This window comes from Pseudomonas sp. W3I7, from assembly GCF_030816095.1.
GTDB classification, from domain to species: Bacteria; Pseudomonadota; Gammaproteobacteria; order Pseudomonadales; family Pseudomonadaceae; genus Aquipseudomonas; species Aquipseudomonas salomonii.
In genome coordinates this window covers 6,260,622-6,280,116 of the sequence record NZ_JAUSXP010000001.1, presented here as the reverse complement: position 1 = coordinate 6,280,116, position 19,495 = coordinate 6,260,622, and the positions used below count along the sequence as shown (strand labels likewise).

General features: G+C 56.8%; 16 protein-coding genes. 7 read left to right on the top strand and 9 right to left on the bottom strand.

All coding sequences use genetic code 11. From position 1 onward, the window contains the following. From QF043_RS28715 to mnmG, 3 genes are read right to left on the bottom strand one after another with little or no spacing between them, the layout of a single operon-like run. Positions 1–798: a ParA family protein gene (locus tag QF043_RS28715; RefSeq protein ID WP_307421076.1), complete on the bottom strand. Its 798-nt coding sequence runs from the start codon at positions 796–798 to the stop codon at positions 1–3. An 18-nt stretch (positions 799–816) separates the two neighbouring features. Then, positions 817–1,461 (bottom strand): 16S rRNA (guanine(527)-N(7))-methyltransferase RsmG, encoded by a 645-nt coding sequence (gene rsmG, locus QF043_RS28710; RefSeq protein WP_058420576.1) that lies wholly within the window; start codon positions 1,459–1,461, stop codon positions 817–819. Then, positions 1,458–3,350 (bottom strand): tRNA uridine-5-carboxymethylaminomethyl(34) synthesis enzyme MnmG, encoded by a 1,893-nt coding sequence (gene mnmG / locus QF043_RS28705; protein ID WP_307421074.1) that lies wholly within the window; start codon positions 3,348–3,350, stop codon positions 1,458–1,460. The genes rsmG and mnmG overlap by 4 nt, the downstream gene beginning before the upstream one ends. Positions 3,351–3,904: 554 nt before the next feature. Here mnmG and QF043_RS28700 point away from each other — a divergent pair. From QF043_RS28700 to QF043_RS28690, 3 genes are all read left to right on the top strand, one after another. Beyond that, on the top strand, positions 3,905–4,411 hold the full coding sequence (locus QF043_RS28700; protein ID WP_305456773.1) for a sigma-70 family RNA polymerase sigma factor: 507 nt from the start codon (positions 3,905–3,907) through the stop codon (positions 4,409–4,411). After that, the gene (locus tag QF043_RS28695; RefSeq protein ID WP_307421073.1) at positions 4,411–5,355 is read left to right on the top strand and encodes a FecR domain-containing protein; all 945 of its coding nucleotides are present in this window, start codon (positions 4,411–4,413) and stop codon (positions 5,353–5,355) included. Before QF043_RS28700 ends, QF043_RS28695 begins: the two co-directional genes overlap by 1 nt. A 92-nt stretch (positions 5,356–5,447) precedes the next feature. Next, on the top strand, positions 5,448–7,886 hold the full coding sequence (locus QF043_RS28690) for a TonB-dependent siderophore receptor (RefSeq protein ID WP_307421072.1): 2,439 nt from the start codon (positions 5,448–5,450) through the stop codon (positions 7,884–7,886). A 19-nt stretch (positions 7,887–7,905) separates the two neighbouring features. Here QF043_RS28690 and mnmE read toward each other — a convergent pair whose 3' ends face one another. The 5 genes from mnmE to rpmH form a co-directional block, all read right to left on the bottom strand. Beyond that, positions 7,906–9,276, bottom strand: coding sequence for a tRNA uridine-5-carboxymethylaminomethyl(34) synthesis GTPase MnmE (gene mnmE, locus QF043_RS28685; RefSeq protein WP_307421071.1), 1,371 nt, complete (start codon positions 9,274–9,276; stop codon positions 7,906–7,908). A gap of 78 nt (positions 9,277–9,354) precedes the next feature. Further along, entirely contained in the window at positions 9,355–11,037 is a 1,683-nt protein-coding gene (yidC, locus tag QF043_RS28680; protein ID WP_307421069.1) for a membrane protein insertase YidC, read from the bottom strand. A gap of 2 nt (positions 11,038–11,039) precedes the next feature. Next, positions 11,040–11,285 (bottom strand): membrane protein insertion efficiency factor YidD, encoded by a 246-nt coding sequence (gene yidD / locus QF043_RS28675; protein ID WP_073636650.1) that lies wholly within the window; start codon positions 11,283–11,285, stop codon positions 11,040–11,042. After that, on the bottom strand, positions 11,278–11,682 hold the full coding sequence (rnpA, locus tag QF043_RS28670; RefSeq protein ID WP_026013533.1) for a ribonuclease P protein component: 405 nt from the start codon (positions 11,680–11,682) through the stop codon (positions 11,278–11,280). The genes yidD and rnpA overlap by 8 nt, the downstream gene beginning before the upstream one ends. Positions 11,683–11,698: 16 nt before the next feature. Next, entirely contained in the window at positions 11,699–11,833 is a 135-nt protein-coding gene (gene rpmH / locus QF043_RS28665; protein ID WP_003213577.1) for a 50S ribosomal protein L34, read from the bottom strand. Between the two features lie 586 nt (positions 11,834–12,419). On the opposite strand from rpmH, the gene dnaA reads away from it, so the two are divergent. The 4 genes from dnaA to gyrB are packed head-to-tail and all read left to right on the top strand — an operon-like array spanning position 12,420 to position 18,622. Next, positions 12,420–13,934, top strand: coding sequence for a chromosomal replication initiator protein DnaA (dnaA, locus tag QF043_RS28660; protein ID WP_056860951.1), 1,515 nt, complete (start codon positions 12,420–12,422; stop codon positions 13,932–13,934). Positions 13,935–13,972: 38 nt separating this feature from the next. Then, entirely contained in the window at positions 13,973–15,076 is a 1,104-nt protein-coding gene (gene dnaN, locus QF043_RS28655) for a DNA polymerase III subunit beta (RefSeq protein ID WP_017135131.1), read from the top strand. A gap of 20 nt (positions 15,077–15,096) precedes the next feature. Beyond that, positions 15,097–16,200, top strand: a complete 1,104-nt coding sequence (gene recF / locus QF043_RS28650; RefSeq protein WP_307421068.1) for a DNA replication/repair protein RecF — start codon at positions 15,097–15,099, stop codon at positions 16,198–16,200. 4 nt (positions 16,201–16,204) lie between these two features. After that, positions 16,205–18,622 carry a DNA topoisomerase (ATP-hydrolyzing) subunit B gene (gene gyrB, locus QF043_RS28645; protein ID WP_307421067.1) on the top strand — a complete coding sequence of 806 codons (2,418 nt, stop codon included), beginning with the start codon at positions 16,205–16,207 and terminating at the stop codon, positions 18,620–18,622. Positions 18,623–18,726: 104 nt separating this feature from the next. On the opposite strand, the gene QF043_RS28640 is transcribed toward gyrB, so the two are convergent. After that, positions 18,727–19,446, bottom strand: a complete 720-nt coding sequence (locus QF043_RS28640; protein WP_017135134.1) for a response regulator transcription factor — start codon at positions 19,444–19,446, stop codon at positions 18,727–18,729. Positions 19,447–19,495 lie beyond the last annotated feature (49 nt).

Sequence of the window (19,495 nt, the reverse complement as noted above, 5' to 3'; positions counted from 1 at the left end):
TTAAGTTGTCTGGGCTGCAGCGGTGCGTGGGTTGCGGCGTTGACGGCGAACCATCTCGCCGGCCAGTGCCAGGTAGGCAATGGCACCACGCGATGATTTGTCGTACGCCAGCGCGGGCATGCCGTAGCTTGGCGCTTCGGCCAGGCGGATGTTGCGTGGGATCACGGTGTCGTACAACTGATCGCCAAAGTGTTCCTTGAGCTGCGCCGACACATCGTTCATCAGGCTCAGGCGCGGATCGAACATCGTGCGCAGCAAGCCTTCGATCTGCAGGTTGGGGTTCAGCAACTCAGCGATACGCTTGATGTTATCCACAAGGTCGCTCAACCCTTCCAGCGCGTAGTACTCGCACTGCATGGGGATAATCACCCCATCGGCGGCAACCAGCGCGTTGAGCGTCAGCATCGACAGCGACGGAGGGCAGTCGATCAAAATGTAATCGTAGTTCTCGCGGATTGGCGCCAAGGCGCTGCGCAGACGGCTTTCTTTCATCTGCATTTCGAGCAACACCACTTCCGCCGCAGTCAAATCGCGGTTCGCCGGCAGCAGTTGATAACCACCGTGCTCGGAGTAGTGCATGGCCTGGGCCAGGTCACACTCGCCGATCAGCAAGTCGTAGACCGAATTTTCCAGGCCGTGTTTATCCACACCGCTGCCCATGGTGGCGTTGCCCTGTGGATCGAGATCGATCAACAGCACCCGGCGCTTAGTGGCGACCAGGGATGCTGCGAGGTTGATGCAGGTGGTGGTTTTGCCCACGCCACCTTTCTGGTTCGCTATCGCGAATACCTTAGCCATTCTTGCTTGTGTTCCCAATCATGCCGTGCGGCGCAGTATCAGCAGATGGCGTTGGCCTTGGCAACCGGGTACGGCCAAGGCGTGTTCGCTATCGAGGTGGAAGTCTGTCGGCAATGCTAACAGCTCGTCGCTTGGATGAACGCCCTTCATTGCCAGCCAGCGGGTGTCGAGGTCGCCCAGATGGCGAGTCCAGTTACTGAAGTTCTCCATGCTGCTGAAGGCCCGGGAAACAATTCCGTTGAAGGGCAGTTCAGGCGTGAATTCTTCGACCCGACTGTGGATAACTTGCAGGTTATCCAGCTTGAGCTCGAGTTTGACCTGGGTCAGGAAGCGGGTTTTCTTGCCGTTGCTGTCCAGACAAGTCACTTGCGACTCGGGAAACAGGATGGCCAATGGAATGCCAGGCATGCCACCGCCACTGCCCACATCAAGCCAACGACCGTTTTCGATAAATGGCATCACACTCAAGCTGTCGAGCAAATGCCGCGAAACCATTTCGTCGGGATTGCGCACTGCAGTCAGGTTGTAAGCCTTGTTCCATTTGATCAACAGGGCCAGATAGCCCAACAGCAATTCGTGCTGGGCTGCGGTCAGGTCCACGCCCAACTGGCGCGCACCTGTGGATAACTCTTCGGCGTGTTGCGAGGTGACCAACGAACTCAAGCGCTTTGCTCCAACTGACGGCCCGCGCCGCGTTTTTTCAAATGAATCATCAACAGCGAAATGGCTGCTGGAGTGACGCCGGGAATACGCGAAGCCTGGCCCAGGGTTTCCGGGCGAGTTATCCCCAGCTTGCTTTGGATTTCTTTCGACAACCCGGAAATCCCGGTGTAATCGATATCCATAGGCAGCTTGGTGTTTTCACTGGCGCGCAGGCGAGCGATCTCGTCCTGTTGGCGGTCAATGTAACCGGCGTATTTGGTTTTGATCTCGACCTGCTCGGCAACCTGTGGGTCTTCTGCGCCCTGGCCGGTCACTTCGACCAGACCAGCGTAGTCGATTTCCGGACGGGACAGCAGGTTGAGCAAGTTGTACTCGTGGGTCAGCGGCGTGCCGAATTTTTCCGCAATCGCATCGCCCTGCTCGGTGCCCGGGCGAACCCAGGTACTTTTCAGACGTTGCTCTTCGAGCGTGATGCTTTCGCGTTTTTTGCAGAAGGCTGCCCAACGCGCGTCATCGACCAGGCCCAGCTCGCGACCTTTTTCGGTCAAGCGCAGGTCGGCGTTGTCTTCGCGCAGGATCAAACGGTATTCCGCCCGGGAAGTGAACATCCGGTACGGTTCCTGGGTGCCCAGGGTAATCAGGTCATCAACCAATACACCGATGTACGCTTCATCGCGACGCGGGCACCAGCTGTCTCTGCCCTGCGCGCGCAATGCTGCGTTGGTCCCGGCGAGCAAACCTTGGGCGCCGGCTTCTTCGTAACCGGTAGTGCCATTGATTTGGCCGGCGAAAAACAGACCGGCGATAACTTTGGTTTCGAGGCTGTACTTCAGGTCACGCGGGTCGAAGTAGTCGTACTCGATGGCGTAGCCCGGACGCACGATGTGCGCGTTTTCCATGCCGCGAATCGACTGCACGATCTGAATTTGCACGTCGAACGGCAAGGATGTGGAAATCCCGTTCGGGTACAGCTCATGGGTGGTCAAGCCTTCCGGTTCGATGAAGACCTGGTGGCTTTCCTTGTCGGCAAAGCGATGGATCTTGTCTTCGATCGATGGGCAATAACGCGGGCCGATACCTTCGATCACCCCGGAATACATCGGCGAACGGTCGAGGTTCGCGGCAATGATTTCGTGGGTGCGGGCGTTGGTGTGGGTGATCCAGCAGCTCACCTGTTTGGGGTGCTGTTCTTTGTTGCCCATGAACGACATGACCGGGATCGGTGTATCACCGGCTTGTTCGGTCATCACCGAGAAATCCACAGAACGCCCGTCGATACGCGGCGGGGTACCTGTTTTCAAGCGGCCGACTCGCAGCGGCAACTCGCGCAGGCGTTTTGCCAGGGCAATCGACGGCGGATCACCGGCGCGACCGCCGGAATAGTTCTGCATACCGATGTGGATAAGTCCGCCCAGGAATGTACCGGTGGTCAACACCACGGATTCTGCGAAGAAACGCAGGCCCATCTGGGTGACAACACCCTTCACCACATCCTGTTCGACGATCAGGTCATCGGCAGCTTGCTGAAATATCCACAGGTTCGGTTGGTTTTCCAGGGTTTCACGTACCGCAGCCTTGTACAGGATGCGGTCGGCCTGTGCCCGAGTAGCGCGTACGGCCGGGCCTTTGCGGCTGTTGAGCACGCGAAATTGAATACCACCTTTGTCGGTAGCCATGGCCATGACGCCGCCAAGGGCATCAATTTCTTTAACCAGATGGCTTTTACCGATCCCGCCGATGGCGGGGTTGCAACTCATGGCACCGAGGGTTTCCACGTTGTGCGTCAACAACAGGGTTTTAACGCCCATGCGTGCTGACGCCAGTGCTGCCTCGGTACCGGCATGACCGCCGCCGATGACGATCACTTCAAAACGGGAAGGGAAATCCACCACGCACCTCGTGCCTGCTTATGTAGGTAATCAGGAATTGTTTGTTGAAAGAGTTTTCAAGCTTTGGCGGCAAGTATAGGGACTTAGCCCTTCCTAAAGAACCCTTTGCACAAAATTTAACCAGCTGTGGATGAATCACAGACAATAGAAATTAAAAAAGAAGAAATTTATAAGATCTTTGTTTTTATGTTTATTTCTACTGAGCCTGTTTTCTGTGGATAGATCTCTACAGGCCTCTATTTGCTTCGTGTACAGAGATTCAAAAGTCTGTGGTCATCTGCCAATGAGGCCCTTGGATAAGTGCTTTAAGCCTGTGGATTAAAGGGGTGGTTATCCACAGAGGGGTTTTTGCTCAGGTTTCAGGCCCTGTTATCAACTGGGCACAGGTGCGGTTATTCACAGGGCTTAATCCACAGAAATCCCAATTTGAGGGCATAGCAAGGCCGCCAAAGCTTTCGATTCGGTGTCTGGATCTAAAAAAAGGAGAGCTATTGTGAGAACTCGGCGGTGCAGTTAATAATAGCGATTATCATTAACCCGTCATGTCGCGCCCTATGCCCTTTCCTTCACACACGGCTGCCGTCCAGCACATCTATGAGCAGCACCATTCATGGCTGCACGGGTGGCTTAAAGGCAAGTTGCACAACGCTTGCGATGCAGCCGATGTGGCACATGACACCTTCGTGCGTATCCTGGGCGGTCGCCATGCAGGGCAAATCCTCGAACCGCGTGATTACTTGGCCACAATCGCCAGAGGTTTGGTGATTGACCGCTATCGTCGATCCTCCATTGAACAGGCTTATAAACAGTCGTTGGCCGAGCGTCCTGAAGCCACTGCCATCAGTGAAGAAGACAAGGCGATCATCATCGAAACCCTGGTGGCTGTGGATAAAGCCCTGTCGGAATTGGGGCGGCGGACACGCCATATTTTCATGCTGTCGCAGATTGAAGGTCTGACTTATCAACAGATCGCCGAGCAGTTGCAGGTATCGCTGACGACGGTCAAGAAACACATGATCCGCGCGCTCACCGAATGCTCATTGATCATGGCGAGCCTGTAATGCCCGCGCCGGATCGTAAGGTTTTCGAGGCGGCTGCCAGCTGGTACGTGCAGTTTCAAGCGCAGGTGCCGACCCCGGCCGAACGGCATGCCTGGCAGCAATGGCTCAACGGCGATCCCTCTCACCAAGCGGCATGGAACCAGTTGGAGCAATTACAGCGCAGCCTCGGCGCCCTGCCCCAGGATTTCACGCGTCGCGCTTTGTCGGCCACGCAACAACGGCGCCAGGTGCTCAAGTGGATGTTGGTACTGGGCGCCACCAGTTATCTGGGCTTCAATGTTCAACAACACACGCCCTTGGGCAATTTCTGGGCGGATTATCGAACACGCGTCGGTGAACGCCGGCGCATCGAGCTGGCCGACGGCACTCAAATTGATCTGAACACCAGCACTGCCATTGATGTGGTGTTTGATCAACGCCAGCGCCTGGTACGACTGCGCGACGGCGAAATACTTATCCACACCGGCAAATTGGGCGGGCAAACGCCTTTTTACGTCGAAACCCGCGAAGGCCGGGTCCAGGCATTGGGGACTCGGTTTACCGTGCGTCAATTAGCGGGCTCAACTCGCGTGTGTGTGCTGGAAGACCAAGTGAGCCTCTCGCCTGCCGACCTACCGAATCACGAACGAATACTCAGCGCCGGCGAAAGTGCTGACTTCGACCGGAGAAATGTGGGGCCCAATCATTTCTATCGACGGACACAGGCGGCTTGGGTCGATGGCCAGGTCATCGTTCTCGACGCCCGCCTTGGCGATCTGCTCGCCGACCTTGGGCGCTACCGCCCCGGCGTTCTGCGATGCGATTCGGCTTCGGCAAGTTTGCGAGTCTCCGGGACGTTCCGCCTGGACTCCACCGACGCGGTGCTGGCTAACCTGCAAGCCACGCTGCCGATACAGGTGAAATATTTCAGCCGCTATTGGGTCGCGGTCACGCACCTGGGCTGAAAGCAAAAAATAATCCACAGGGGGGTTATCTTTTTTTTACCTGGCCCGGCCCTACAGGTAACCACGACGCTATCTACAGGGCTTCACCACCTATGCGCCTTCCTACCAAACTACGCCAACGCCTTTCACACCACGGCATGACCTACGGTTTATTACTGTGCTCGGCCTGCGCCGCAGGTTTATTGCTGCCAGCCTCTGCCATGGGCGCCAGCACGGCGCAGCACTTCACCATCGCTTCCGGCCCGCTGGACGCAGCCCTCAGCCAGTTTGCCGCCAGGGCCAATGTGATCCTGTCGTTTTCCCCCGAGCAAACCGCACGTTTAAACACGCCAGGGTTGGAAGGTGATTACTCGGTTGATCAGGGCTTTGCACTGCTGCTGCAAAACTCGGGGCTGCAGGCCGTGGCGCAAGCGCCTGGTAGCTATGTGTTACAAGCTGCACCTACCGGGCAACTGACGTTGGCAGCCACGACCGTCAGCACTTATCAACAACTGGGGTTCAACCAGGATATTGCCGGTGATGTTGGCTACAAGGCACAAAACAGCCGTATCGGCACCAAGACCAGTACGCCGCTGTCGGAAACGCCCCGGTCGGTATCGGTGGTCACCGGTCAGCGCATCAAGGACCAGAAGTCGCAGACGCTGACTGAAGTCTTGGGTTATGTACCGGGAATTTTCGCTCCACCTTTCGCCGCCGGCGATAGCCTGGCCGGTGATCTGTTCTTCATTCGCGGCTTCAACGCCACGGATTATGGCTACGGCCTGTTGCGCGACGGCCTACGGGTGCAAGGTAACCGGTATGACACCACCAGTGAGCCCTATGGCCTGGAGCGCGTGGAAATTTTCCGTGGTCCTTCATCCCTGCTCTATGGCGAAAACGCACCCGGTGGCTTGGTTAACCTGGTCAGCAAACACCCGACTGCCACGCCGCAAGGCGAGGTGCAATTGGGCTATGGCTCCAACAATCGGCGCCAATTGGGTGTGGATATCTCCGGGCCGCTCAATGACAACGCCAATGTGCTTGGCCGCGTGGTCATGCTGGGCCGCAAGTCCGACACCCAGACCGACCATGTACCCGATGATCGCCTATATATCGCGCCATCCCTGACCTTGAACTTCGATGACTACAACACCCTGACACTGCTGGCCAACTACCAGAAGGACCACACCAACCTGGAACTCGGCCTGCCTGCCGCCGGTACTTTGCTCAGCAACCCCAATGGCAAGCTGTCCAAACACACCATGCTTGGCGATCCGGATTGGAACACCTTTGAACGCGAAGCCTGGAGCACCGGTTACGAGTTCAGCCACAGCTTCAATGACGACTGGCAGTTCCGTCAGAACTCGCGCTACATGCAGTCGCGCATCAACCGCCATGAAACCTGGCCCAGTGCCTTGAATAATCGCGGCTTTGGTACCCAACTGAACATGACCGCCTACGACCGTTACAACAAGTCGATGGTGTATTCCCTGGATAACCAGCTCGAAGGTAAATTCCAACTGGGTGACCTGCAAAACACTGTGCTGTTCGGCGCCAGCCACGACCGCACCTCATTCAATCAGGACTGGGACGCTGGATTTGCCGGCACTATCAATGTGTATAACCCGGTGTATCTGCGCGACCCACTCACGCCGATCGCGGTGCAGAACACCTTGCTTGAGCAGCAGATGAAAGGGGTTTACGCACAAGTGCAGAGCAAGTACGACCATTGGCTGTTCCTGCTGGGCGGGCGCCAGGACTGGGTCAACAGTGATTTTCGCGACAAGGTAAACAAGGCCAGTAACACCGGCTCTGAGGACAAGAAATTCACCTATCAGGGCGGGGTGATGTACCAGTTCGACAACGGGCTGACCCCGTATGTCAGCTACTCCACCGCATTTGTACCGGTGCAGCAGATTTCCAATGCCGGCTCACCGTTAAAGCCGATTACCAGCCGCCAATACGAAGTGGGTGTGAAATACGAGCCGATCGGCTGGGACACCGCGATGACGTTGTCGGTGTATGACCTGCGCAAGCAAGACGACACCTACCTGGACGCCACCACCAACAGCTATCGCCAAGTCGGTGAAAGTCGTGCCAAAGGTGCAGAAGTCGAGATCAACAGCAATCTCACGCCTAACCTGAATATCACCGCGGCCTACACCTATACCGACGCCAGGATTACCAAGGACTCTGCAACGTCACTGGTTGAGGGACATCAGATGACAGGGGTTCCACGCAACCAGGCGTCGGTGTGGAGCAAGTACCGCTTCCTCGATGGCCAGCTCAAGGGTTTGTCCCTGGGCGGCGGTGTGCGTTACTTCGACAGTACTTTTTCCTACACCGCCCCTACGCTGTACGGCAAGTTGGATGCGGGAGGCGTGACGTTGGTGGATGCGGCCGTGGGTTATCAGATCAACCCACACTGGTCGGTGGATCTGAACGCGAAGAACCTCTTCGACAAGGAATATGTATCCGGTTGCAACGATGCCGGGCGTTGTTACTGGGGTGACAGCCGTACCTTGCTCGGCACGGTGTCCTACAACTGGTAAGGCCTTGTGGATAACTTGGCTACTTACCAATACAGAAGCTGGAAAAGATCCTTCCCAACAAATCATCGGAGCTGAACGCACCGGTGATTTCCCCAAGCAGCTGCTGTGCCTGACGTAAATCCTCAGCCAGCAGCTCGCCAGCCCCCGCCAAGGTCAGCTGAGCCCGACCGTGCTCCAACGCCGCACTGGCGTGACGCAGTGCCTCCAGGTGCCTGCGGCGTGCGCTGAAGCTGCTTTCAGAGGTCTGCTCATAGCCCATGCAGGCTTTGAGGTGATCGCGCAGCAATTCCAACCCATCGCCAGCCGACTTTGCGCTCAGGCTGATGGTCACGTGGCCATCGTCACTGGTCTCCATGGCAATGGCTTCGCCGGTTAAATCCGCCTTGTTGCGGATCAAGGTGACTTTGGCCGGGTCCGGCCGTTGCTCGAGAAATTCCGGCCACAGGGCAAAAGGATCCATAGCCTCTGGCGCAGTGGCATCCACCACCAGCAATACGCGGTCCGCTTCACTGATCGCCTTGAGCGCCCGTTCCACGCCGATCTTTTCCACCTGGTCGTCGGTATCGCGCAAGCCGGCGGTGTCGACCACGTGCAGCGGCATGCCATCGATGTGGATATGTTCGCGCAAGATGTCCCGGGTGGTGCCGGCAATCTCGGTAACGATCGCGGCTTCCCGACCCGCCAGCGCATTGAGCAAGCTGGACTTGCCGGCATTCGGCCGCCCGGCGATCACCACTGTCATGCCGTCGCGCAGCAATGCACCCTGCCCGGCTTCGCGCAGGACGGTGGATAACTCGTCGCGAACTTTATCCAGCATCGCCAGGACGTGGCCATCAGCGAGGAAGTCGATTTCTTCCTCCGGGAAATCAATCGCAGCCTCGACGTAGATGCGCAGGCTGATCAACTGCTCGGTCAAGTTATGCACACGCAGGGAAAAAGCGCCCTGCAACGAGCGCAGCGCATTGCGCGCCGCCTGCGCAGAACTGGCCTCGATCAAATCGGCAATCGCCTCGGCCTGGGCCAGGTCGAGTTTGTCATTGAGGAATGCCCGCTCGCTGAATTCCCCTGGTCGCGCCAGACGGCAGCCCAATTGCAGGCAACGCTGCAGCAACATATCCAGCACCACCGGGCCGCCATGGCCCTGCAGTTCCAGGACGTCTTCACCGGTGAACGAGTTAGGGCCGGGGAAATACAGCGCCAACCCCTCATCCAATACCGTTTCGTCCGCATCCAGGAACGGCCCGTAATGGGCATACCGGGGTTTCAACTCACGGCCGCTGATGGCCTGGGCTGCAACGCTGGCCAGCGGCCCGGAAATTCGAACGATACCGACACCGCCGCGACCTTGAGCGGTAGCGACGGCAGCGATGGTTTCACGAGGAGCGCTCATCAGCAGGTTCCAGAACAAAAGTGACGGAAAGCAAAACGCCCCACTAGGGGGCGTCTTGAGTGGTTATCCACAGAGTAATTACGCCGCAGCTTTATTGGTAGCCGCTTCGATTTTACGTGTGATGTACCACTGTTGAGAGATCGACAACACGTTGTTGACCACCCAGTACAGCACCAGACCCGCTGGGAACCACAGGAAGAAGAAGGTGAAGATGATAGGCATCATTTTCATCACCTTGGCCTGCATCGGATCCGGCGGAGTCGGGTTCAGACGCTGCTGGATAAACATGGTCGCGCCCATGATGATCGGCAGAATAAAGAACGGGTCTTTAATCGACAGGTCAGTTATCCACAGAATGAACGGTGCCTGGCGCATTTCGACGCTTTCCAGGAGAACCCAGTACAGCGACAGGAACACCGGCATCTGCACCAGAATCGGCAAGCAACCACCCAGCGGGTTGATCTTCTCTTTCTTGTACAGCTCCATCATGGCCTGCGACATTTTCTGCCGGTCGTCACCATGTTGCTCTTTCAGAGCGGCCAGTTTTGGCGCAACGGCACGCATGCGCGCCATCGACTTGTAGCTGGCTGCCGACAGAGGGAAGAAAAGCCCTTTGATCAGCATGGTCAGGAAGATGATCGAGAAGCCCCAGTTACCCACGATGCTGTGGATATGTTGCAGCAGCCAGAAAATCGGCTGGGCAATGAACCACAGAATGCCGTAATCCACAGTCAGTTCCAGACCTGGGGACAACTCCTTGAGCACAGCCTGGCTTTTCGGGCCGGCGTACAGGGTAGTGCTGGTTTCAGCTTTGGCACCTGGAGCGACGGTCAACGCCGGGCCAGTAAAACCAATGATGTAGTTGCCTTGGCTGTCTTTGCGGGTTTGAACCAGGTTGGCTTCACCCTTGTTCGGGATCCATGCGGTCACGAAGTAGTGTTGCAACCAGGCAACCCAGCCACCTTGGACGGTTTCTTTCAGCGAGCCCTTGTCGATATCTTTCATCGACACTTTTTTGTACGGCTCGCCACTTGTCCACAGGGCGGCGCCCAGGTAAGTCGCGGTGCCGGTGGCGGTGCTGGAAGAAGGATCGGCGCTGTTGTCACGCTTGAGCTGGGCAAACAGGTTGCCGGTCCATGGCTTGGCGCTTTCGTTGTCGATCAGGTAAGTGACCTTCAAGTCGTACAAACCACGGGTGAAGCTGAAACGCTTGATGTAGTTGACGCCGTCGAGGCTGAATTTCAGGTCGACATTCAACTGGTTCTGGCCGTCGGCCAGTTGATAAGTCTTCTGTTCGGTCGAATAAACCGGACGACCGGTAGCACGAGCATCCGGACCGTCAGTGCCGGTCAGGCCGCTTTGCGCCAGATAAGTACGTTCACCACCGTTATCGAACAGTTGGAACGGAACATCTGGATGGTCTTGGCGACGTGGATACAGCGGCAGTTTCAACTGCGCGATATCACCACCTTGTGGGTCGATAGCCAGGTCGAGCACATCCGTTTTCACGTGGATGAGGTCTTTATTGGTGACCACTGGCGTTTCTAGAGGGGCGCTTGTCTCGCCATTCGCGCTGGGAACATCGGCACTCGCGGACGCATTGTTACCCAGCGGGGTGTCCGGAATAGCCGGCGCAGCCTGATTGGTAGCAACATTCTGAGTCGGCAGGGCAGCCTGGCCGTAGTCCTGGTTCCACTTTAGAACCATGACGTAGGACACGATTGCCAGGGCGACGATCAGGATCGTGCGTTTAATATCCATGATTACTCGGCCATCGAAGAAGAACGGGAGGTAGGGATAGGTGGAACCGGGTCGAAACCACCGGGATTCCACGGATGACAGCGGCCTAAACGACGAAAGGCCAGCCAGCCACCGCGCAGAAGACCATGATTTTCTATGGCCTCTAACGCGTAGCAGGAACAACTGGGGTAGAAACGACAGTGGTCGGCCATCAGAGGACTAATGGCATAACGGTAAAACTGGATCGGAACGAGTGCCAGTTTACGCATTGGTGCTGTCTACCCCTACAGTTTCGGTGCTGACTGCTGGTGCTGGCTTGTTGGTACGCGCCAGACGTTTCCAGAGCTTGCCGAAATGCTGAATCAATTCGGGGTTTTCTACATCCCCCAAGCCTTTGCGCGCGACGATAACAATATCCCAACCAACCAGAGTGTCCTGGTGGAGGCGAAACGATTCGCGCATCAGACGCTTGAGGCGATTGCGCTCAACGGAGAGCTTTACGCTCTTCTTGCCGATCACCAACCCGAGACGGGGGTGATCCAGATCGTTGTTACGCGCAAGGAGCAGGAGATTTTTCCCCGGAACCTTGCCGGTGGGGGAGTCAAAGACTGCCTTGAAATGCCGGGGGGTTAGCAGACGCTTTTCCCGACTGAAGTCCTGACTCACCACCAGTACCGGATTATCAAACTGCCAGACGCGCACGACCTTTGGCGCGGCGACGCGACAGGACAGCACGGCCGTTCTTGGTAGCCATGCGAGCACGGAAGCCGTGAGTACGGGCGCGTTTGATGGTGCTTGGTTGGAAAGTACGTTTCATGGCGTTGTTACCTGGTTCGTCCACAACGGGCCGGAATGGCCCCCGTTTTAAGAGACCGGCGATTCTAGAGAAAGCACGCCTCTAGGTCAATTTCCAACCAGCTTTTCCTTCAATTAGATCTTCCACAGGCAATCGGCCCTTTTCTGCGCGCCTGGCTTTCACGAGCAATGCCATAGATATAAAAATAAAGAAGAAAGTTATTTAAAGCTTTTCTGTAAAGCTTATAAAAGCTAGGCAGGCGATCATCTGTGGATAACTGCCTTGAGGCCATATTCCACCTGCTGTACAGAGAATGACAAGTACGGGGGAAAACAGTGCTCTGCCTGTGCTGCGCTGTCGGATAAGCTGTGGGTGGAATGGGTTGTTATCCACAGGCCAGTTACCCACAGACTTTCGACCCCACTTGTACAACGAGCTTAGGTGCGCTTATCCACAGAGCTTATGCACAGACCATTGGTCGGCTTTTTTGCACTTAACACATTGATTTTGGCTGCTCTGTGAGCAACCTACATGTGGATAAGTGGGCGTCTGGCCGCTACAATGGCGGCTGTTTTTGCCTCACCGGCTTTCAACTTAGGGGATATCCGTGTCAGTGGAACTTTGGCAGCAGTGCGTGGAGCTTTTGCGCGAAGAGCTGCCTGCCCAGCAATTCAACACCTGGATCCGTCCGCTACAGGTCGAAGCCGAAGGCGACGAGTTGCGTGTCTACGCGCCGAATCGTTTTGTTCTCGACTGGGTCAACGAGAAATACCTGAGTCGCGTTCTCGAATTGCTCGATGAACACGGCAACGGCATTGCGCCCGTGCTTTCCTTATTAATAGGCAGCAAACGCAGCTCTGCACCGCGCGCTGCGCCGAATGCGCCGCTGGCGGCTGCTGCATCGCAAGCTCAAGCGGCACCTGTTAATAACTCGCCGGCGCCCGTTGCCCAGGCACCGTCGAAATCGTCGTCGCAGAAAAACGCGCCTATAAATGAAGAACCCTCGCGTGACAGCTTTGATCCGATGGCTGGCGCCAGCTCTCAGCAAGCACCGGTTCGCGCCGAGCAGCGCACCGTGCAGGTGGAAGGTGCGCTCAAGCACACCAGTTACCTGAACCGTACCTTTACCTTTGAGAACTTCGTCGAAGGTAAATCCAACCAGCTGGCCCGCGCGGCCGCCTGGCAAGTAGCCGATAACCCCAAGCATGGTTACAACCCGCTCTTCCTATATGGTGGCGTTGGCTTGGGTAAGACTCACTTGATGCACGCTGTGGGTAACCATCTATTAAAGAAGAACCCGAATGCCAAGGTTGTGTACCTGCACTCGGAGCGCTTCGTGGCTGACATGGTCAAGGCCTTGCAGCTCAACGCAATCAACGAATTCAAGCGTTTCTACCGTTCGGTGGACGCCTTGCTGATCGATGACATTCAATTCTTCGCTCGCAAGGAACGTTCCCAGGAAGAGTTTTTCCACACCTTCAACGCCCTGCTCGAAGGCGGCCAACAGGTCATCTTGACCAGTGACCGTTACCCGAAGGAAATCGAAGGCCTGGAAGAACGCTTGAAGTCACGCTTTGGTTGGGGCCTGACCGTTGCGGTAGAACCGCCGGAGCTGGAAACCCGCGTGGCGATCCTGATGAAAAAGGCCGACCAGGCCAAAGTCGACCTGCCCCACGATGCAGCCTTCTTTATCGCCCAACGCATTCGTTCCAACGTGCGTGAGCTGGAAGGCGCGCTCAAGCGGGTTATCGCACACTCGCACTTCATGGGCCGCGACATCACCATCGAGTTGATTCGCGAATCCCTGAAAGACTTGCTGGCTCTGCAAGACAAGCTGGTGAGTGTGGATAACATTCAGCGCACCGTGGCTGAGTACTACAAGATCAAGATTTCCGACCTGCTGTCCAAGCGCCGTTCGCGCTCGGTGGCACGTCCACGTCAGGTGGCGATGGCGCTCTCCAAAGAGCTGACCAACCACAGCCTGCCGGAAATCGGTGATGTGTTTGGCGGTCGCGACCACACCACGGTCTTGCATGCGTGCCGCAAGATCAACGAACTTAAGGAATCCGACGCGGATATTCGCGAGGACTACAAGAACCTGCTGCGTACACTGACTACCTGATGACACCAGCGCAGCTTATTAAGGCAAGGGACTAGACCATGCATTTCACCATTCAACGCGAAGCCCTGTTGAAACCCCTGCAACTGGTCGCAGGCGTCGTCGAGCGCCGACAGACCTTGCCGGTGCTTTCCAACGTATTGCTGGTGGTCGAAGGCCAGCAATTGTCCTTGACCGGTACCGACCTGGAAGTCGAACTGGTGGGTCGCGTGCAGCTGGAAGAGCCGGCTGAGCCCGGCGAAATCACGGTGCCGGCACGTAAGCTGATGGACATCTGCAAAAGCCTGCCCAACGATGCGCTGATCGACATCAAGGTTGATGAGCAGAAGTTGGTGGTCAAGGCCGGTCGCAGCCGTTTCACGCTGTCGACCTTGCCGGCCAATGACTTCCCTACCGTCGAAGAAGGCCCAGGCTCGCTGACCTGCAGCCTGGACCAGAGCAAGCTACGCCGTTTGATCGAGCGTACCAGCTTCGCCATGGCCCAGCAGGACGTGCGTTATTACCTCAACGGCATGCTGCTGGAGGTCGCTGAAGGCGTTATCCGTGCAGTGGCTACCGACGGTCACCGCCTGGCCATGTGCTCGATGCGTGCCGATATCGGCCAGCCGGACCGTCACCAGGTCATCGTGCCGCGTAAAGGTATCCTGGAACTGGCGCGTCTGCTCACTGAGCCGGATGGCAATGTCAGCATCGTCCTGGGGCAGCACCACATCCGCGCGACCACCGGCGAATTCACCTTCACGTCCAAGCTGGTTGACGGCAAATTCCCGGATTACGAGCGTGTGCTGCCAAAAGGTGGCGACAAGCTGGTGATCGGCGATCGTCAGGCGCTGCGTGAAGCGTTCAGCCGTACTGCGATTCTGTCCAACGAGAAGTACCGTGGTATCCGTCTGCAACTGGCCAATGGTCAGCTGAAAATCCAGGCCAATAACCCGGAGCAGGAAGAAGCGGAAGAAGAAGTCGGCGTTGACTACAACGGCGGCTCGCTGGAAATTGGCTTTAACGTAAGCTACCTGCTGGACGTACTGGGTGTGATGACCACCGAACAGGTTCGCCTGATTCTGTCGGACTCCAACAGCAGTGCCCTGGTGCAAGAATCCGACAACGACGACTCGGCTTACGTTGTTATGCCGATGCGCCTGTAATCATGCTCAGCAGAAGCTAGATGTCCCTCAGTCGCGTCTCGGTCACCGCGGTGCGCAATCTGCACCCGGTGACCTTCTCCCCCTCCCCCCGCATCAATATCCTTTACGGCGCTAACGGCAGCGGCAAAACCAGCGTGCTGGAAGCCGTTCATTTGCTTGGGCTTGCCCGTTCCTTTCGTAGTGCTCGCTTGTTGCCGGTGATTCAGTATGAACAGCTGGCTTGCACAGTGTTTGGCCAGGTTGAACTGGCAGAAGGGGGGCACAGCGCCCTAGGGATATCCCGCGATCGCGGCGGTGATTTCCAGATTCGCATTGACGGGCAAAACGCCCGCAGTGCAGCACAACTGGCAGAAATCCTGCCGTTGCAACTGATCAACCCAGACAGTTTCCGCCTTTTGGAAGGTGCGCCGAAAATCCGCAGGCAGTTCCTCGATTGGGGAGTGTTCCACGTGGAACCGCGCTTCATGGCCACTTGGCAGCGCCTGCAGAAGGCCCTGCGGCAGCGGAACTCATGGCTGCGGCATGGTACACTTGACGCCGCTTCGCAAGCGGCCTGGGACCGGGAACTGTGCCTGGCCAGCGACGAAATAGATGAATACCGCCGCGCCTATATCAAAGCCTTGAAACCAGTCTTTGAGCAGACCTTGAGTGAGTTGTTGGATCTCGAGGGCCTGACGCTGAGCTACTACCGTGGTTGGGATAAAGAACGTGAGCTGAGCGCAGTGCTCGCCACGTCCTTGCAGCGGGATCAGCAAATTGGTCATACCCAGGCAGGCCCACAACGTGCTGACTTGCGCCTTAGATTAGGCGCACACAATGCCGCGGATATTTTGTCCCGCGGTCAGCAAAAGTTGGTGGTGTGTGCACTGCGTATTGCCCAAGGGCATTTGGTAAGCCAAGCCCGGCGCGGTCAGTGTATTTATCTGGTGGATGACTTGCCGTCCGAACTCGACGAGCAGCACCGCCGAGCGTTATGCCGCTTGTTGGAAGACTTACGCTGCCAGGTGTTCATCACCTGTGTAGACCACGAATTATTGAGGGAAGGCTGGCAGACGGATACGCCAGTCGCTTTGTTCCACGTGGAACAGGGCCGTATCACCCAGACCCACGACCATCGGGAGTGAAGGCATGAGCGAAGAAAACACGTACGACTCGACCAGCATTAAAGTGCTGAAAGGTTTGGATGCCGTACGCAAACGTCCTGGTATGTACATCGGCGACACCGATGATGGTAGCGGTCTGCACCACATGGTGTTCGAGGTGGTCGACAACTCCATCGACGAAGCTTTGGCCGGTCACTGCGACGACATCAGCATTATCATCCACCCGGATGAGTCCATCACCGTGCGCGACAACGGTCGCGGCATTCCGGTCGATGTGCACAAAGAAGAAGGCGTATCGGCGGCAGAGGTCATCATGACCGTGCTTCACGCCGGCGGTAAGTTCGACGACAACTCCTATAAAGTCTCCGGCGGTTTGCACGGTGTAGGTGTGTCGGTGGTAAACGCTCTGTCTGAAGAGCTGATCCTGACCGTTCGCCGTAGCGGCAAGATCTGGGAACAGACCTACGTCCACGGTGTTCCACAAGAGCCGATGAAAATCGTTGGCGACAGTGAAACTACCGGTACGCAGATCCACTTCAAGCCTTCGGCTGAAACCTTCAAGAATATCCACTTCAGCTGGGACATCCTGGCCAAGCGTATTCGTGAACTGTCGTTCCTCAACTCCGGTGTGGGTATCGTCCTCAAGGACGAGCGCAGCGGTAAGGAAGAACTGTTCAAATACGAAGGCGGCCTGCGTGCGTTCGTTGAATACCTGAACACCAACAAGACTGCGGTCAACCAGGTGTTCCACTTCAACATCCAGCGTGAAGACGGCATCGGCGTTGAAATCGCCCTGCAGTGGAACGACAGCTTCAACGAGAACCTGTTGTGCTTCACCAACAACATTCCACAGCGCGATGGCGGTACTCACTTGGTGGGTTTCCGTTCCGCACTGACGCGTAACCTGAATACCTACATCGAAGCGGAAGGCTTGGCCAAGAAGCACAAAGTGGCCACCACCGGTGACGATGCGCGTGAAGGCCTGACAGCGATCATCTCGGTAAAAGTGCCGGATCCAAAGTTCAGCTCCCAGACCAAAGACAAGCTGGTGTCTTCCGAAGTGAAGACCGCAGTGGAACAGGAGATGGGCAAATATTTCTCCGACTTCCTGCTGGAAAACCCGAACGAAGCCAAGCTGGTTGTCGGCAAGATGATCGACGCGGCACGTGCCCGTGAAGCGGCGCGTAAAGCCCGTGAGATGACCCGCCGTAAAGGCGCGCTGGATATCGCCGGCCTGCCGGGCAAACTGGCGGACTGCCAGGAGAAGGACCCTGCCCTTTCCGAACTGTACCTGGTGGAAGGTGACTCTGCTGGCGGTTCCGCCAAGCAGGGTCGTAACCGTCGCACCCAGGCTATCCTGCCGTTGAAAGGCAAGATCCTCAACGTCGAGAAGGCCCGCTTCGACAAGATGATTTCCTCCCAGGAAGTCGGCACCTTGATCACGGCGCTGGGCTGCGGTATCGGCCGCGACGAGTACAACATCGACAAGCTGCGTTACCACAACATCATCATCATGACCGATGCTGACGTCGACGGTTCGCACATCCGTACCTTGCTGCTGACCTTCTTCTTCCGTCAGTTGCCGGAGTTGATCGAGCGTGGCTACATCTACATCGCTCAGCCGCCGTTGTACAAAGTGAAAAAGGGCAAGCAAGAGCAATACATCAAAGACGACGACGCCATGGAAGAGTACATGACGCAGTCGGCCCTGGAAGATGCCAGCCTGCACTTGAACGACGAAGCCCCGGGCATTTCCGGTGAGGCGCTGGAGCGTTTGGTTAACGACTTCCGCATGGTAATGAAGACCCTCAAGCGTCTGTCGCGCCTGTACCCTCAGGAGCTGACCGAGCACTTCATCTACCTGCCTTCCGTGAGCCTGGAGCAGTTGGGCGATCACGCCCACATGCAGAATTGGCTGGCTCAGTACGAAGTGCGCCTGCGCACTGTCGAGAAGTCTGGCCTGGTGTACAAAGCCAGCCTGCGTGAAGACCGTGAACGTAACGTGTGGCTGCCAGAGGTCGAACTGATCTCCCACGGCCTGTCGAACTACGTCACCTTCAACCGCGACTTCTTCGGCAGCAACGACTACAAAACCGTGGTCACCCTCGGCGCGCAATTGAGCACCCTGTTGGACGACGGTGCTTACATCCAGCGTGGCGAGCGTAAGAAAGCGGTCAAGGAGTTCAAGGAAGCCCTGGACTGGTTGATGGCCGAAAGCACCAAGCGCCACACCATCCAGCGATACAAGGGTCTGGGCGAGATGAACCCGGATCAACTGTGGGAAACCACCATGGATCCCGCTCAGCGTCGCATGCTGCGCGTGACCATCGAAGACGCCATTGGCGCAGACCAGATCTTCAACACCCTGATGGGTGATGCGGTCGAGCCTCGCCGTGACTTCATCGAGAGCAATGCCTTGGCGGTGTCCAACCTGGATTTCTGATCAGGCTACCCGCTAAAACAAAAAGGCCAACGCTGAGCGTTGGCCTTTTTTATTGGGTGAAACTTAAGCGTTTTACAATTGCTCCACGTGGAACATCACTGTTTTTAACCTTGGGCCGCCGCCACACTCTCCAACCGATAGCCGTACCCGTAGATTGTCAGCAGCTGCCAACCCCGGTCGGCGGTCAGCCCCAGCTTGTTACGCAGCCGATAAATATGCGTGTCCAGTGGTCGCGAGGAGACCATTTCTTCATGGCTCCAAAACCGCTCATACAGATATTCCCGAGACAGTGGCCGAGCCAGGTTGGCGAACAAGCAACTGGCCAGGCGGTATTCACGCTCAGTGAGATTGATCGGCTTACCCGCACGCGTCACCGTCAGTTCGGCATCATCAAAGGTCAGGTCGTTGAAGCTCTGCACTTCATTAGTCGCAGGCTTTTGCAGCCCATGGCGGCGTAGTACGGCGTTGACCCGAGCCTTGAGCTCGTTTGGCCGAAACGGTTTGCTGACGTAATCGTCTGCCCCACTGTTGAGCGCGGTGACGATATCGCTCTCGGCATCGCGGCTGGTCAACATGATCACGGCGGGGGGTGAGTCCATGTGTTCGCGGGTCCAACGCAGCAATGCGATGCCTGTGATATCGGGCAGTTGCCAGTCGAGTATCAAAAGGTCAAAGGTTTCGCGGCGCAGTTGGCGCAGCAGGTCTTCACCGCGTTCGAAGAAATGCAGGGACCAGGGTTGCTCTGCGGTGCTGGGGATCTGTCGCAGCGTCTGTTCAACCCGACGCAATTCAGCGGGTTCGTCGTCCAGTATTGCGACACGCATGGGTGGGTCCTTTCTACAAAAAATACGACAGCCGACGGTCTGTTCAATC

What these genes read in the sequence shown, in the direction of transcription:
- gyrB (WP_307421067.1), top strand. Translation starts at nt 16,205, where the DNA reads ATGAGCGAAGAAAACACGTACGACTCGACCAGCATTAAAGTGCTGAAA.
- dnaN (WP_017135131.1), top strand. Translation starts at nt 13,973, where the DNA reads ATGCATTTCACCATTCAACGCGAAGCCCTGTTGAAACCCCTGCAACTG.
- yidC (WP_307421069.1), bottom strand. Translation starts at nt 11,037, where the DNA reads ATGGATATTAAACGCACGATCCTGATCGTCGCCCTGGCAATCGTGTCC.
- mnmE (WP_307421071.1), bottom strand. Translation starts at nt 9,276, where the DNA reads ATGAGCGCTCCTCGTGAAACCATCGCTGCCGTCGCTACCGCTCAAGGT.
- QF043_RS28700 (WP_305456773.1), top strand. Translation starts at nt 3,905, where the DNA reads ATGCCCTTTCCTTCACACACGGCTGCCGTCCAGCACATCTATGAGCAG.
- QF043_RS28695 (WP_307421073.1), top strand. Translation starts at nt 4,411, where the DNA reads ATGCCCGCGCCGGATCGTAAGGTTTTCGAGGCGGCTGCCAGCTGGTAC.
- QF043_RS28690 (WP_307421072.1), top strand. Translation starts at nt 5,448, where the DNA reads ATGCGCCTTCCTACCAAACTACGCCAACGCCTTTCACACCACGGCATG.
- recF (WP_307421068.1), top strand. Translation starts at nt 15,097, where the DNA reads ATGTCCCTCAGTCGCGTCTCGGTCACCGCGGTGCGCAATCTGCACCCG.
- yidD (WP_073636650.1), bottom strand. Translation starts at nt 11,285, where the DNA reads ATGCGTAAACTGGCACTCGTTCCGATCCAGTTTTACCGTTATGCCATT.
- rpmH (WP_003213577.1), bottom strand. Translation starts at nt 11,833, where the DNA reads ATGAAACGTACTTTCCAACCAAGCACCATCAAACGCGCCCGTACTCAC.
- QF043_RS28715 (WP_307421076.1), bottom strand. Translation starts at nt 798, where the DNA reads ATGGCTAAGGTATTCGCGATAGCGAACCAGAAAGGTGGCGTGGGCAAA.
- QF043_RS28640 (WP_017135134.1), bottom strand. Translation starts at nt 19,446, where the DNA reads ATGCGTGTCGCAATACTGGACGACGAACCCGCTGAATTGCGTCGGGTT.